The 12,409-nt window shown below is 71.3% G+C and carries 16 protein-coding genes and 2 tRNA genes; 5 read left to right on the top strand and 13 right to left on the bottom strand.

The window, feature by feature from the left end; genetic code table 11:
* Window positions 1-31: 31 nt before the first annotated feature.
* The 3 genes from ACK4UM_RS17675 to ACK4UM_RS17685 form a co-directional block, all read right to left on the bottom strand.
* Window positions 32-105 (bottom strand) — tRNA-Gln (locus tag ACK4UM_RS17675).
* A gap of 168 nt (window positions 106-273) precedes the next feature.
* Window positions 274-1,104: an aldo/keto reductase gene (locus ACK4UM_RS17680; RefSeq protein WP_409801907.1), complete on the bottom strand. Its 831-nt coding sequence runs from the start codon at window positions 1,102-1,104 to the stop codon at window positions 274-276.
* 43 nt (window positions 1,105-1,147) lie between these two features.
* Complete coding sequence (locus tag ACK4UM_RS17685) at window positions 1,148-1,525, bottom strand: response regulator (protein WP_409801909.1); 378 nt, start codon at window positions 1,523-1,525, stop codon at window positions 1,148-1,150.
* 213 nt (window positions 1,526-1,738) lie between these two features.
* Here ACK4UM_RS17685 and ACK4UM_RS17690 point away from each other — a divergent pair, with 213 nt between their 5' ends.
* From ACK4UM_RS17690 to ACK4UM_RS17700, 3 genes are all read left to right on the top strand, one after another.
* Complete coding sequence (locus ACK4UM_RS17690) at window positions 1,739-2,674, top strand: nucleoside hydrolase (RefSeq protein WP_409801911.1); 936 nt, start codon at window positions 1,739-1,741, stop codon at window positions 2,672-2,674.
* Window positions 2,675-2,758: 84 nt separating this feature from the next.
* A complete protein-coding gene (locus tag ACK4UM_RS17695) occupies window positions 2,759-3,247 on the top strand; it encodes a methyltransferase family protein (RefSeq protein WP_409801913.1) in 489 nt (162 codons plus the stop codon).
* A gap of 58 nt (window positions 3,248-3,305) precedes the next feature.
* Window positions 3,306-3,593 carry a hypothetical protein gene (locus ACK4UM_RS17700; protein WP_409801915.1) on the top strand — a complete coding sequence of 96 codons (288 nt, stop codon included), beginning with the start codon at window positions 3,306-3,308 and terminating at the stop codon, window positions 3,591-3,593.
* A gap of 16 nt (window positions 3,594-3,609) precedes the next feature.
* Here ACK4UM_RS17700 and ACK4UM_RS17705 read toward each other — a convergent pair whose 3' ends face one another.
* A complete protein-coding gene (locus ACK4UM_RS17705; protein WP_409801918.1) occupies window positions 3,610-4,770 on the bottom strand; it encodes an HWE histidine kinase domain-containing protein in 1,161 nt (386 codons plus the stop codon).
* A gap of 162 nt (window positions 4,771-4,932) precedes the next feature.
* On the opposite strand from ACK4UM_RS17705, the gene ACK4UM_RS17710 reads away from it, so the two are divergent.
* Window positions 4,933-5,688, top strand: coding sequence for a Crp/Fnr family transcriptional regulator (locus ACK4UM_RS17710; RefSeq protein WP_409801921.1), 756 nt, complete (start codon window positions 4,933-4,935; stop codon window positions 5,686-5,688).
* A 6-nt stretch (window positions 5,689-5,694) separates the two neighbouring features.
* On the opposite strand, the gene ACK4UM_RS17715 is transcribed toward ACK4UM_RS17710, so the two are convergent.
* The 6 genes from ACK4UM_RS17715 to plsX all read right to left on the bottom strand — a co-directional run bounded on the left by ACK4UM_RS17715 (window position 5,695) and on the right by plsX (window position 9,685).
* A complete protein-coding gene (locus ACK4UM_RS17715; protein WP_409801923.1) occupies window positions 5,695-5,976 on the bottom strand; it encodes a hypothetical protein in 282 nt (93 codons plus the stop codon).
* A 209-nt stretch (window positions 5,977-6,185) separates the two neighbouring features.
* Window positions 6,186-6,263 (bottom strand) — tRNA-Pro (locus ACK4UM_RS17720).
* Between the two features lie 455 nt (window positions 6,264-6,718).
* Window positions 6,719-7,201: a MerR family transcriptional regulator gene (locus tag ACK4UM_RS17725; protein WP_409801925.1), complete on the bottom strand. Its 483-nt coding sequence runs from the start codon at window positions 7,199-7,201 to the stop codon at window positions 6,719-6,721.
* A 32-nt stretch (window positions 7,202-7,233) separates the two neighbouring features.
* Window positions 7,234-7,551, bottom strand: a complete 318-nt coding sequence (locus ACK4UM_RS17730; protein WP_409801928.1) for an integration host factor subunit alpha — start codon at window positions 7,549-7,551, stop codon at window positions 7,234-7,236.
* Window positions 7,552-7,661: 110 nt separating this feature from the next.
* Complete coding sequence (locus ACK4UM_RS17735; RefSeq protein ID WP_409801930.1) at window positions 7,662-8,639, bottom strand: beta-ketoacyl-ACP synthase III; 978 nt, start codon at window positions 8,637-8,639, stop codon at window positions 7,662-7,664.
* Between the two features lie 11 nt (window positions 8,640-8,650).
* A complete protein-coding gene (plsX, locus tag ACK4UM_RS17740; RefSeq protein WP_409801931.1) occupies window positions 8,651-9,685 on the bottom strand; it encodes a phosphate acyltransferase PlsX in 1,035 nt (344 codons plus the stop codon).
* A 199-nt stretch (window positions 9,686-9,884) separates the two neighbouring features.
* On the opposite strand from plsX, the gene ACK4UM_RS17745 reads away from it, so the two are divergent.
* On the top strand, window positions 9,885-10,241 hold the full coding sequence (locus ACK4UM_RS17745) for a DUF3140 domain-containing protein (protein ID WP_409801933.1): 357 nt from the start codon (window positions 9,885-9,887) through the stop codon (window positions 10,239-10,241).
* A gap of 12 nt (window positions 10,242-10,253) precedes the next feature.
* On the opposite strand, the gene ureG is transcribed toward ACK4UM_RS17745, so the two are convergent.
* Genes ureG through ACK4UM_RS17760 form a run of 3 tightly spaced genes read right to left on the bottom strand, consistent with a single transcriptional unit; the run spans window position 10,254 to window position 12,172 of the window.
* Window positions 10,254-10,904 (bottom strand): urease accessory protein UreG, encoded by a 651-nt coding sequence (ureG, locus tag ACK4UM_RS17750; RefSeq protein ID WP_409801935.1) that lies wholly within the window; start codon window positions 10,902-10,904, stop codon window positions 10,254-10,256.
* A gap of 14 nt (window positions 10,905-10,918) precedes the next feature.
* The gene (locus ACK4UM_RS17755; protein ID WP_409801939.1) at window positions 10,919-11,593 is read right to left on the bottom strand and encodes an urease accessory protein UreF; all 675 of its coding nucleotides are present in this window, start codon (window positions 11,591-11,593) and stop codon (window positions 10,919-10,921) included.
* 9 nt (window positions 11,594-11,602) lie between these two features.
* Complete coding sequence (locus ACK4UM_RS17760) at window positions 11,603-12,172, bottom strand: urease accessory protein UreE (protein ID WP_409801941.1); 570 nt, start codon at window positions 12,170-12,172, stop codon at window positions 11,603-11,605.
* Window positions 12,173-12,409: the final 237 nt, after the last annotated feature.

The raw sequence follows: 12,409 nt of genomic DNA on the forward strand, positions 1-12,409 counted from the left end.
GCGTGGCGGGCACAAACCTGGGCGAGATATATGGCTGGGGGACCTGGATTCGAACCAGGACTAGCGGAGTCAGAGTCCGCGGTTCTACCGTTAAACTATCCCCCAGCAGGGGCCTTTCGGCTCTCGCCGGACGGGGTGGCGTCGCCCGTCCCGTCCAGCTTCGTCTCCTCAACGCCGAGCCTGCGGCGTCGGTTCCGGAGACGATGGGCACTAATTAGCGGTGCCGATCCGGCTTGTCTACCCCCTCGCGCGGCGATCGCGTCGAAAAGAGGGCTAGATCATGGAGAGCGGACGCTTTCGCGTGGGCGGGGGGAAGCGGGCGTCGAGCGCGGCGAGGTCCTCCGCGGTGAGGACGAGGTCGAGCGCGGCGCGATTCTCCTCGAGATGGGCGAGGCGCGCGGCCTTCGGAATCGCGATCACGTCCGGGCGGCGCAGGACGAAGGCGAGCGCGATCGCGTGGGGGGTCGCTCCGTGGCGCGCGGCGATATCGGCGAGACCCGCCTCCGGAACGCGCCCCTGCCCGACCGGGCTGTAGGCCATCAGCGGCACGCAGCGCGCCGCCTGCGCGGGAAGGAGATCGAATTCCGGGCCGCGTTCCTCGACATTGTAGAGGACCTGGTTCGTCGCGCAGGCGCCACCGCCCGGAAGCGACCAGAGCTCCTCCATGTCGTCCGCATCGAAATTGCTCACCCCGAAGCGCAGGATCTTGCCCGCCGCGACGAGATCCTCGAAACCCGCGATCGTCTCCGCGAGCGGGACCGATCCGCGCCAATGGAGGAGATAGAGGTCGAGCCGGTCGGTGCGCAGGCGCGCGAGCGAGCGCTCGCAGGCGCGCGCCAGGCCCTGACGGCTCGCATTGTGGGGATAGGCCTTGGAGACGAGGAAGACCTCCTCGCGGCGCCCGGCGATCGCCTCGCCGACGACCTCCTCCGCCCCGCCCTCGCCGTACATCTCCGCCGTGTCGACGAGCGTCATGCCGAGGTCGAGCCCGGCGCGCAGCGCCCGCGCCTCGTCGGCCCGGCGACGCGGATCCTCGCCCATGCGCCAGGTGCCCTGCCCGAGGGCGGGCACGCGCGTCCCGTCGGGGAGAAGGACCTCCCGCATCGGCTTCGCTCCTCTTCTCGCGTGGCGGCGTCCGGCTCGCCGATCAGGCGGCGGACAGATCGGTGCGCATCCAACGCGCGAGCGCGTCGGCGTCGAAGGGTTTTTCCCACAGCGGCACGTCGGCGAATTCCGGCGGCAGCATGCTCTGCGCGAAGCCCGTGGCGAACACGATCGGGATGCCGCGCGCGCGCAACAGCTGGGAGGCGGCGAAGACCATCTTGCCGTGCAGGCTGATGTCGAGAACCGCGCCGTCGAGCCGCTCGCGCTCGGCGACCCGCAGAGCCTCCTCGGTATCGCCGACCGGGCCGACAACCTCGACGCCCGCCTGGACGAGCGCCTGGGCCAGATCGTCGGCGATGAAATACTCGTCCTCGACCACGAGAAACCGCGGACGGAGCTTCGAATCCCTGGTGCCGGACATCCGCGTTCCTCTGCTCGCAGGCGCGCCGCGCGCTGGCGAACGCTTGGGTAAAGTAACAACCCACGTCCCCCCTGCCAACCCGGGTCGAGCAAGTACAACGCGAGGTGCATTCCGCCGGCCCGCATCGCGCGGGTTCGCACGTCGGAGGTTCGCATCCGCGCGCGGGAGGGTGCTATGGTCGCCGCCCGATCCCCCTTCGACGGACGCCCCCGCATGAGCCACGCCATCATCATCGACACCGACCCCGGCCAGGACGACGCGATCGCGATCCTCCTCGCGCTCGCCTCTCCCGAGATCGAGGTCCTCGGCGTGACGGCCGTCGCCGGCAACGTGCCGCTCGCGCTCACGCAGGCGAATGCGCGCCGCGTCGTCGAGCTCGCCGGGCGCGCCGACGTGCCGGTCTGCGCGGGCGCCGACCGGCCGCTGATCCGCCCGCTCGTGACGGCCGAATACGTCCACGGCAAGACGGGGCTCGACGGCGCCGACCTGCCTGCGCCCGCCGCTCCGCTCGATCAGCGCCATGCGGCGGACTTCATCGTCGAGACGGTGATGGGCCGCGAGCCCGGAACCGTCACGCTCTGCCCGCTCGCGCCGCTCACCAATGTCGCGCTCGCGCTCGCCAAGGAGCCCCGCATCGCGAGCCGGCTCGCGGGGATCGTGCTGATGGGCGGCGCGATGCGCGAGGGCGGCAACGTCACCCCCGCGGCCGAATTCAACATCTACGTCGACCCCGAGGCGGCCGCCCGGGTCTTCGCCTGCGGGGCGGACATCACCTTCGTGCCGCTGGACTGCACGCACCAGGCGCTCACGACCGCCGCGCGCACGGCCGCGATCCGCGCCCTCGACACGCGCGTCGCACGCGCCGTCGCCGGGTGGATGGACTTCTTCGAGCGCTTCGACGAGGCGAAATACGGCACCGACGGCGGGCCTCTGCACGACCCGCTGGTGATCGCCGCCCTCCTCGCACCCGACCTGTTCGCGCAAAAGCGCGTCGCGGTCTCGATCGAGACCGATTCGCCGCTCACCCGCGGCATGAGCGTCGTCGACTGGTGGGGCGTCACCGGTGCGGAGCCGAACGCGACCATGCTGCACGCGGTCGACGCGGACGGCTTCTTCGCCCTCCTCACCGAGCGCCTGGCGCGGCTGTGAGGGCGCGCGGCGCGCATGCACGCTCCGTTCACCGGTCCCGTGCGAGGATGGCGCGAGATGGCGGCCGACGAGGATATCCGATCGATGAGCCTTCCCCACCGCAGCGCCGTGGTCGCGTGGACCTCCTACGCGATCGCGCTCCTCGCCGCGATGATCCTCGACCCGCGTCTCGTCGCGGATCTCGCGTCGCTCTCGCCGGGGGTCCTGCCGCTCGCCGGCGCGATCGTGGCCTTCATCGGCTGCGTCGCCTGGCTGCAACGGGCGATGGGGCTTGCGCTCGCGCGGCCGCATTTCGGCGAGCCGGCCGGCCTCGTCACGAGCGGGCCCTTCGCGGTGACGCGCAACCCGATCTACCTCGCCTTCGTCCTCCCGCTCGCAAGCCTCGCCCTCTACGCGCCGGCCGCCGCGGTCCTCGGGATCGTCCTGTACGTCGCCGTGATGAACCGCTTCGTGATCGCCCCCGAGGAGCGTGCGCTCGCGGCCGCGTTCGGGTCGCGCTACCATGAATGGGCGCAGCATACGCCCCGCTGGATCGGGCGTCCGCGGCAGGGCGCCGCTGCTCGCGAAGATTGACGACCGCCGACCGATACGACATCATGGTGCAGTCTCACCTGTCGTTCGGGGGTCGGTCATGAACGTTTCGGCTCGTCTCTTTTCGGCAATCGCTTCCGCGCTCGTCCTCGCCGGCGCCCTCCTCGCCGCTCCGGCGGCGGCGGAGAACGCTGCGCCGCACCCGCGCTCCGTCTTCTTCGTGCCGGCGCCCGAGGTCATCGGCGAGCACGCCTGCATGTGCCGCTCGCACGGGGTCACCTACGAGATCGGCGAGCGCACCTGCCTCGGCGAGCGGATCGCCGAGTGCACCGTCGAGATCAACGTCATGAACTGGCGTTTTACCAACGAGCCTTGCCCGAAGGTGTGACGTCGGGCGCGCCGGGTCAGATCGCGAGCTTCTCGATGGGGATCGAGAGGCGAACGCACAGCCCCTCGCGCGCCCATTCGTGCACGATCTCGGCGCCGAGCTGGGCACGCGCGGCGCGCTGCGAGAGGAGCGTGCCGAAGCCCATCTGCGTCGGGGGGCCGTCGAGGGGCGGGCCGCCCTCCTCCGTCCAGACGATGGCATAGCGGCCCGCGCGCGCCCCCTCCTCCACGCTGCAGCTCATCCGCACGCGCCCGCCTGCGACGGCGAGCGCGCCGTACTTGACCGAATTGGTGGCGAGCTCGTGGACGACGAGCGCGAGCGCCGTCGCCGCGTGGGGGCCCACCCGCGCGGCGTCGCAGGCGATCGCGAGGCGCGCCTCGCCCTCGTCGGCATAGGGGGCGAGGAGCGCCGCGAGCAGGCCCGCGACGCTCTGCTCGGGCGCCTCGCCCTCGCCCGCCGCCTCAGAGGGGACGCCGCGCGGGCGGACGTAGTCGTGCGCGCGGCCGAGCGCCTCGATGCGTGCCCGCAACGCCTCCGCCACGCTGCGCGCCTCGGGCATCGTGCGCGCCGACAGGGTCGCGAGGCTCGAGACGACCGTGAAGATGTTCTTGATCCGGTGCATGAGCTCGCGATGGACGAGCAGCGCCTGCTCCTGCGCGAGCCGGTAGGCCTCCGCATCGGCGGCGGCGCGGGCCTCGGCGAGCGCGAGCCGCGCCGCGAGCGCGTCCCGCTCGGCGAGCGCGTCGGCGAGCGCGCGTTCGGCGCGCTTCAGGCGGGTGACGTCGCGCACGACGCAGCAGAAGCCGCAGGTGCGCCCCTCGTCGTCGGCGAGGACGCGCAGCTCCGCGTGCAGCCAACGCTCCGAACCGGCCGAGATCGCCCGCAATTCGCATTCCGCGCGCGGCGCCCGCTCCGAGCCGTCGTCCACGAGCGCGCCCTGCGCGGCGGCGAAGACCGGGCGGTCGTCGGCATGGAGGCACGCGAGGAGCGCCGCGAGCGTGATCTCCGAGGCCGGCGGCAAGCCGAGGAGCGCCCGGGCGGCGGGGGTCGCGATCACCTCGCCGATGCGCAAATCGTACACGAAGGAGGCGGACAGCCCCTCGCCGGACGCCGCCTCGTATCCGAGAGCCGGCGATGCGGTCTCGTCGGCCGTGCCTTCGGCAAGGGGGTCGCGCACGCTTCGGCCTCGATGTGGGGGGATGACGGGGCGGTTGACCCACCTCCGCCGAATCGCATTGCCGGCATGTGGCCACGTCGCGGCCGTGCTGTCTGCGCACTAGTGAACAGTTTCCTAGCTTGTGCGTTGAGGGCGCGGGGCCCCGGTGGACGGGAGACGACGATGGCCTTCGACAGGTTCGGTGCCGCGGGACGCGCGGACGGCACGCTCGAGAACAACCTTCTGCGGGCACTGCGCCCGGACGACCTCGCGATGCTCACCCCGCTCGTGCAGGATTGGAGCGGCGAGGCCGGCGCGCCGATCTACGAGCCCGGCGACATGGTCGACCACGTCTATTTCCCCTGCGGGCACAGCCTCGCCTCGTTTCTCGTCGTGCTCGAGGACGGGCGCAGCGTCGAGACGGTGCTCGTCGGGCGCGAGGGTGCCGTCGGCGGCATCGTCAGCGAGGGGCGGCTGCCGGCTTTCGCGCGCGCGGTCGTCCACGTGCCCGGCCCCTTCCTGCGGCTGCCGATCGCGCGGCTCGAAGAGGCGAAGCTGCGCTCTCCATCGCTGCGGCGGCTGTTCACGCGCTATGCCGATTGCCTGATCGCCCAGATCTTCCAGGCGGTCGCCTGCAACGCGGTCCACACGATCGAGCAGCGCGCGGCGAAATGGCTGCTCGCCGCGCGCGATCGCACCGGATCGGACGAGATCGCCGTCTCGCAGGAGGAGCTCGCGGCGATGCTCGGGGTGGGGCGCAGCTATGTCAGCCGCGTCATGGGAGCGCTGCGGGCGACGGGGGCGGTCGAGAGCGGCCGGCGGCGCCTGCGCATCGCCGACGACGCGGCCCTGGAGCGGCTCTCCTGCGGCTGCAACGGGGCCGTCCGAAGCCATTTCGACCGCGTCCTCGCGGGGGTCTACCCCCACGAGGACGATTGACGCGGCTCAGCCGCCGCGCAGCTCCGCCTCGGTGCGGACGGGGGCCTCGACGATCGTGCGTTCGACGCGCCAGACGTTGCGCGTGAACGGCACCATCACCCACAGCCCGAGGCCGACGAGCGCGGCGCCGATGGCATAGGTGAAGGTCGAGCCGAGGTGGAACAGCCCGCCCGCCGCCCAGGCGGTGGCGATGGCGATGCCGAAGACCTCTGCGCCGACGATGACGGCGACGCTGAGCGTCAGGACGAGCGACAGAAGGCTGCGGGGCTTGTCGAGGGGGGCGGTCATGGTGCGTCTCGCGGGGCGGCGGGAGTGCCGCCGCGAGCATCTATGCTGCTGCTGCTCGCGCCGCAAGGAGGGGCTACGAAAGGCGGATAAGGGGCACGGCCGGTCGAGGCGCCCTCGAGACGAAAAAGCCGGGATGGCGGACCATCCCGGCTTTCAGTGGAGTGCCGCGATCGTCGAGCGCGAGGCTCGCGACGCGGACCATCGTTGAATGGTCGGGCAGAGAGGATTTGAACCTCCGACCCCCGGTCCCCCAGACCGGTGCGCTAACCAGGCTGCGCTACTGCCCGTCAAGACCATCGCCGGGACGTCGAGCGCGACGGCTCGAAGCGCCCCGAAGGGTCCGGGTGACATACAAGCTCGCGCGCGAGCGCGCAAGCCTCGCGAGGCGAGAAACGTCGCGAGGCGGTCTCCTCGCCGCGCGGAGGCGGCGAGGTGCACGGGTCGCGGTTCCTGCTTGCGCACGATCGTAACGGCGCCCGCTCTCCTCTCCCGGACGGGCTGTGAATCTTCCGCCTAGTGCTTCGACGTCGTCATTCCGGGGCGCGAAGCGAGCCCGGAACCCAGACTCCCGACCGTGGATTAGCAGCCTGTAGGCTGCGTCCTTCGACTCCTGAATTGCCCGACGTTGGTCCGAGCGCGCATGCGCGCTCGGACCAACGTCGGGGTTCTGGGTTCCGGGCTTGGCTATCGCGCCCCGGAATGACGGCTTGGTGGCCCCGAGAGGGAGAGTGTCGCGCCCCCTTCACCGGGTCGGCTCGGGCTCCGGGGCGTCCAGCGCCGAGAGGAGCCGCTCGCATTCGAGGAGGTCGTCGAGGGCGGTTCGCAGGGTGGCGGCGGCCTCGTCCGAGAGGAGCGAGCGATCGGCCTCCTCCTCCGGCTCCTCGAAGGCACCGGGCGCCGCGCCCGCCTCGCCCTGCTCCGCGCCGGTGCGGCGCGCCGGCTCGACGGCGGCCTCGCCCCGGCCGATCGCGGCGACGAAGCGCGAGCCCTCCGCCCGCAGGATCTTCTGGACGCCCTTGATCGTGTACCCCTCCCCGTAGAGGAGGTGGCGGATGCCGCGCAGGAGGTCGATGTCCTCGGGGCGGTAGAAGCGCCGCCCGCCGCCGCGCTTGAGCGGCTTGATCTGCGAGAATTTCGTCTCCCAGAAGCGCAGCACGTGCTGAGGCAGATCGAGGTCCTCGGCGACCTCGCTGATGGTGCGGAAGGCGTTGGGTCCCTTTTCCACGGCGTCCCCTCCCCTCACCCGTTCGACGGATGTCAATCCTCCGTCTCGCCCGCCCCGTCGAGCCCGTTGATGCGCGCCTTGAGCACGTTGGACGGCTTGAACACCATCACCCGACGGGGCTCGATCGGCACCTCGACGCCCGTCTTCGGATTGCGGCCGACGCGCTGGCCCTTGTCGCGCACGACGAAGGAGCCGAAGGAGGAGAGCTTCACCGTCTCCCCGCGCTCCAGGCAATCGCAAATTTCCCCGAGCACCGATTCGACGAGTTCCGCCGATTCGGTGCGCGACAGGCCCACGCGCTGGTAGACGGCCTCGCAGAGGTCCGCGCGGGTCACCGTTCGTCCAGCCATGGAAGCCCCCTTTTCCAGGCGCCGCTCGTCTCTGCGGAACGCTAGGCCCTGCGGCGCCGTGAATCAACCGCGCAGACGGCGGAACATCGCCGTACGCCGCCCTGGCTGCGTCACCAGCGGATGAGCGCCGCGCCCCAGGTGAAGCCGCCGCCGATCGCCTCGATCATCACGAGGTCGCCCTTTTTGACGCGCCCGTCCTTCACCGCCGCGTCGAGCGCGAGCGGAATCGAGGCCGCCGACGTATTGCCGTGCCGATCGACCGTGATCACCACCTTCTCGCGGGCGATGCCGAGCTTGTCGGCGGAAGCGTCGATGATGCGCTTGTTGGCCTGATGCGGCACGAACCAGGAGAGCTCGTCCGCGCTCGTGCCGGTGGCTTCGAACACCGCCTCGACGACGTCCGTCACCATGCCGACCGCGAAGCGGAAGACCTCGCGGCCCTCCATGCGCAGGTGGCCGGTCGTCTTGGTGGAGCCGGGGCCGCCGTCGACGTAGAGCTTCTCGCGGTAGCGCCCGTCCGAGCGCAGCTTCGCCGCGAGCACGCCGCGATCGGCGCTCGTGCCCTCGCCCTCCTGCGCCTCGAGCACGACCGCGCCCGCGCCGTCGCCGAAGAGAACGCAGGTCGTCCGGTCCTCCCAGTCGAGGATGCGCGAGAAGGTCTCCGCGCCGACGACGAGCGCGCGCCGCGCCTCGCCCGCGCGAATGAACTTGTCGGCGACCGAGATCGCGTAGACGAAGCCCGTGCACACCGCCTGCACGTCGAAGGCCGCGCCGTGATGCATGCCGAGCCCGGCCTGGATCATGGTCGCGGTCGAGGGGAAGGTGTGGTCGGGCGTCGAGGTGGCGCAGACGACGAGGTCGATGTCGTCGGCGGTCAGCCCGGCATCGGCGAGCGCGGCGCGGGCGGCGGCGATCCCGAGCGTCGAGGTCGTCTCGCCCTCCCCGGCGATGTGGCGGGCGCGGATGCCGGTGCGCTGCACGATCCACTCATCGGAGGTGTCGACGAGGCCCTCGAGCTCGGCATTCGACACCATCCTCGGCGGGAGGTAGGAGCCGCAGCCCCTCACGACGGAACGCAGGGTTCTCACTGTCTCGTCCTTCAACCCGGCGGCACGGCCGGCGTCTGTTCCAGCATCTCGCGGATCGTCCGCATGAGATCGTAATGGGCCATGTCGTAGGCGATATCGATGGCGGCGGCGATGCCCTTCTCGTCGGCGCCGCCATGGCTCTTGATGACCGCCCCCTCGAGCCCGAGGAAGACCCCGCCATTGACGCGGCTCGGGTCCATCTTGGCCTTGAGCGCGTCGAAGGCGCCCTTGGCGAAGAGGTAGCCGATCTTCGCCATCAGGGTGCGGCTCATCGCGGCCTTGAGATAGGCGCCGATCTGCTTGGCCGTGCCCTCGGCGGTCTTGAGCGCGATGTTGCCGGTGAATCCCTCGGTCACGACGACGTCGACGGTGCCCTTGCCGATGTCGTCGCCCTCGACGAAGCCGTGATAGGCGAGGTGCGGAAATTGCGCCTCGCGCAGCATCCGCGAGGCTTCCTTCACCGCCTCGATGCCCTTGATCTCCTCGCGGCCGACATTGAGGATGCCCACCGTCGGGCGCTCCACGTCGAAGACGATGCGGGCCATCGCCGCGCCGAGCACCGCGAGATTGACGTAATGGCTCGCATCCGCGCCGATCGAGGCGCCGACGTCGAGCACGATCGATTCCCCGCGCACGGTCGGCCAGATCGCGGCGATGGCGGGCCGCTCGACCTGCGCCATCGTCTTGAGGCAGAACATCGACATCGCCATCAGGGCGCCGGTGTTGCCGGCCGAGACGCAGGCCTGCGCCTCCCCGTCGCGCACCGCCTGCAGCGCGAGCCACATGGACGACTTGTATCGCCCGACCCGCAGCGCCTGGCTCGGCTTGTCGTCCATCTTCACGGAGACGGCGGCGTGGCGGAACTCGGTCGCGCGCGCGAGCGCCGGTCGCTCGTCGAGGAGCGGGCGCACCAGCGCCTCCTCGCCGAACATCATGAAGCGCATGTCGGGGTGACGCTCGAGCGCGAGCGCCGCGCCGGGCACGACGACGGACGGCCCGTGGTCGCCGCCCATCGCGTCGATCGAGATCCTCAGCGCCTTCGTCATGCGTCCGCCGCGTTCCGCCTCTCGCCCTCTCCCCGAGGGCGCCCGGACCATAGCGAGCCTCCCGCGCCTCGCAACCGAAATCTGAGGCGGCCCCGCTCGTTGCCCGCAAGCGACGGCCTCCGCGCGGCCCGTTGCGACCGCGCGCCGCGGGCGCCGACGCCACCCGTGCTGCGTTCTCCCCGCGACGAGGAGACCATCCATGAGCGACGACGCGAAGCGGACCGACGAGGAGGCGCGCGCCCTGCGCCGCGATTTCGAGGAGGCCGTCAACATGAGCCCCTCCGAGCTCGAGCGTTGGCTCGAGACGCCGATGTCCCAGGACGTCGGCATGGTCCGCGAGGGCGAGGAGGAGGCGGTCGGCCACCAATCGGGCCGGCGCATCGTCGCCATCAAGCGCAAGACCGTCGACGAGCTCGACGAGGACGATTACGCCCATATGCGCAAGGTCGTGGGCTATGTCCGCCGCCACGCCGCCCAAGGCGGGCCGAAGGAGGACCGCGCGCACAGCCGCTGGCGCTACTCGCTCATGAATTGGGGCCACGACCCGATGAAGTGAGGCCCCACGCGCTCACGCCCGCGCCGCCCCCCTCCCCGCGAGCCCGCCCGCCTCCTCGATGAAGCGCGCGATCGCGTCGACGCCATCGCCGGCGCGGGTATTGGCCAGGACGAAGGGCCGCTTGCCGCGCATGCGCGCCGCGTCCGCCTCCATCACCGAAAGATCGGCGCCCACATGCGGGGCGAGGTCGATCTTGTTGATGACGAGGAGATCCGAGCGCGTGATCCCCGGCCCGCCCTTGCGCGGGATCTTCTCGCCGCCGGCGACGTCGATCACGTAGATCGTCAGATCCGCGAGCTCGGGCGAGAAGGTCGCCGCGAGATTGTCGCCGCCCGATTCGATCAGGATCAGATCGAGGGCGGGGAAGCGGCGCGTCATCGTGTCCACCGCCGCGAGGTTGATCGAGCAATCCTCGCGGATGGCGGTGTGCGGGCAGCCGCCCGTCTCGACGCCGAGGATCCGCTCCTCCGGCAGCGCGCCCGCGACCGTGAGGAGGCGCGCGTCCTCCTTCGTGTAGATGTCGTTCGTGATCGCGCACAGATCGTAGCGCGAAGCGAAGCGCTTGCAGAGCGCCTCCATCAGCGCCGTCTTGCCGGAGCCGACCGGGCCTCCCACGCCGACGCGCAAGGGGCCGTGAGGGGAGCGGGCGGGGGTCTCAGCCATGTGCGAGATGCCTCTCAGGAGCGGAACAGGCGGGTATATTGCGTCTCGTGCAGGAGCGAGCCGAGATCCGAGCGGAAGGCGGCCGCGCCGAGATCGTCGAGCCCGGCCTCGCGCGCGCCCGCGGCCTCGCCGCGGATCGCGGGCAGGAGCGCCGCGACGACCCGCTGACCGTCGGTCTGGCCGATGGCGCCGAGGCGGATCGCGGCCGAGACGAGGTTCTGGACGAAGCCGAGGAGGAGCGCCTCGAGCGTCTCTGCGAGCGGGATCGCGTGCGCGCCGGCGACGAGCCCGAAGGCGACCGGATAGGGCGTGTCCCCGCTTTGCGCCGCGCGATAGGCATGGAGCGGCGGGCACGGCCAGGAGGCGGCGGCGACCGAGAGGAAGGCATTGCCCTGGGTGACCGTCTCGAGCCGCCGCTCGGCCGAGGTCGCGAGCGCGACGCCGAGCTCGGCGAGATCGAGCAGGGCGGGCACGTCCTGCGCGGCGTGCCAGGCGCGGGCGGCGAGGATCGCGTCGTTGCGCGCCGCCCCGTGCGCGAGGAGATCGGCGAGCCAAGCCTCGAGGCTCGCGGCATCGGTCACGTCCCCCGCCTCGTGGGCCCATTCCAGCCCGTGCGAATAGGCGAAGGCGCCGACGGGGAAGGCCGGCGACGTCCAGATCAAGAGTTCGAGCGGCAGATCGCCCGCCATCGCCGCGTCTCAGCCGTGCTTGTGGCCGTGATGGGCGTGATCGTGCGAATGATCGTGATGGTGGTCGTGGTCGTGATGATGATGGCCGTGATGATGGTGGTGATGGTGGTCGTGATGATGATCGTGGCCGCAATCGGGGCCGCATTCGTGATCGTAGGCGCCGCGCTCGGGCTGGAACGGCCGCTCGACGCGCTTGGCGCTGCCGCCCTGGCCGCGGACCATCTCGGCGAGCACGTGGTCCTCCTCGATATAGATCGCGTCGGTCGTGATCTCGGCGGGCGTGTGGCGGTTGCCGATGTGCCAGGCGATGCGCATCAGCCGCGTGGGGTTCTCCGCCGTGATCTCGAGGAGCGGCTGCGGGGCGGCCGCGACGCGCACGAGCCGCCCGTCCTCGAGCTTCAACGCGTCCCCGTCGGCGAGCACGGTCGCCTTGTCGAGATCGAGCAGGAAGGCGAGCCCCCCGTCGCCCTCGAGCGCGACGCGGCGGCGATGGCGCCCCTCGTGATCGAGCGTGACGGTGTCGACGACCTTCTCGGCCTTGACGGCGGCCTTGCGGACGATGGCGGTGGCGCGGAGCATGGGACCTCGGCCGGTTCTCTCTCGGTGCAGTGCGGCAGGGACGATAGACGACCCGCACGCAAAGGAAAAGCGCCATCCCTCCCCGGAGGGGAGGGTGGACGTTCGAGGCGGAGCCGAGAACGGCCGGGTGGGGCCCAAGTGGAGAGCGCACGCTCTCACGAGGCGCCACCCTCTCCTTCCCCTCAGGGGAAGGTGGCCCGGCGGCGAAGCCGACGGGTCGGATGGGGTCGTGGGGGG

The organism is Salinarimonas sp., assembly GCF_046292825.1.
Taxonomy (GTDB): Bacteria; Pseudomonadota; Alphaproteobacteria; order Rhizobiales; family Beijerinckiaceae; genus Salinarimonas.

What these genes read in the sequence shown, in the direction of transcription:
- ureG (WP_409801935.1), bottom strand. Translation starts at nt 10,904, where the DNA reads ATGGCTGAGACCCCCGCCCGCTCCCCTCACGGCCCCTTGCGCGTCGGC.
- ACK4UM_RS17690 (WP_409801911.1), top strand. Translation starts at nt 1,739, where the DNA reads ATGAGCCACGCCATCATCATCGACACCGACCCCGGCCAGGACGACGCG.
- ACK4UM_RS17680 (WP_409801907.1), bottom strand. Translation starts at nt 1,104, where the DNA reads ATGCGGGAGGTCCTTCTCCCCGACGGGACGCGCGTGCCCGCCCTCGGG.
- ACK4UM_RS17710 (WP_409801921.1), top strand. Translation starts at nt 4,933, where the DNA reads ATGGCCTTCGACAGGTTCGGTGCCGCGGGACGCGCGGACGGCACGCTC.
- plsX (WP_409801931.1), bottom strand. Translation starts at nt 9,685, where the DNA reads ATGACGAAGGCGCTGAGGATCTCGATCGACGCGATGGGCGGCGACCAC.
- ACK4UM_RS17730 (WP_409801928.1), bottom strand. Translation starts at nt 7,551, where the DNA reads ATGGCTGGACGAACGGTGACCCGCGCGGACCTCTGCGAGGCCGTCTAC.
- ACK4UM_RS17745 (WP_409801933.1), top strand. Translation starts at nt 9,885, where the DNA reads ATGAGCGACGACGCGAAGCGGACCGACGAGGAGGCGCGCGCCCTGCGC.
- ACK4UM_RS17685 (WP_409801909.1), bottom strand. Translation starts at nt 1,525, where the DNA reads ATGTCCGGCACCAGGGATTCGAAGCTCCGTCCGCGGTTTCTCGTGGTC.
- ACK4UM_RS17755 (WP_409801939.1), bottom strand. Translation starts at nt 11,593, where the DNA reads ATGGCGGGCGATCTGCCGCTCGAACTCTTGATCTGGACGTCGCCGGCC.
- ACK4UM_RS17695 (WP_409801913.1), top strand. Translation starts at nt 2,759, where the DNA reads ATGAGCCTTCCCCACCGCAGCGCCGTGGTCGCGTGGACCTCCTACGCG.
- ACK4UM_RS17760 (WP_409801941.1), bottom strand. Translation starts at nt 12,172, where the DNA reads ATGCTCCGCGCCACCGCCATCGTCCGCAAGGCCGCCGTCAAGGCCGAG.
- ACK4UM_RS17700 (WP_409801915.1), top strand. Translation starts at nt 3,306, where the DNA reads ATGAACGTTTCGGCTCGTCTCTTTTCGGCAATCGCTTCCGCGCTCGTC.
- ACK4UM_RS17715 (WP_409801923.1), bottom strand. Translation starts at nt 5,976, where the DNA reads ATGACCGCCCCCCTCGACAAGCCCCGCAGCCTTCTGTCGCTCGTCCTG.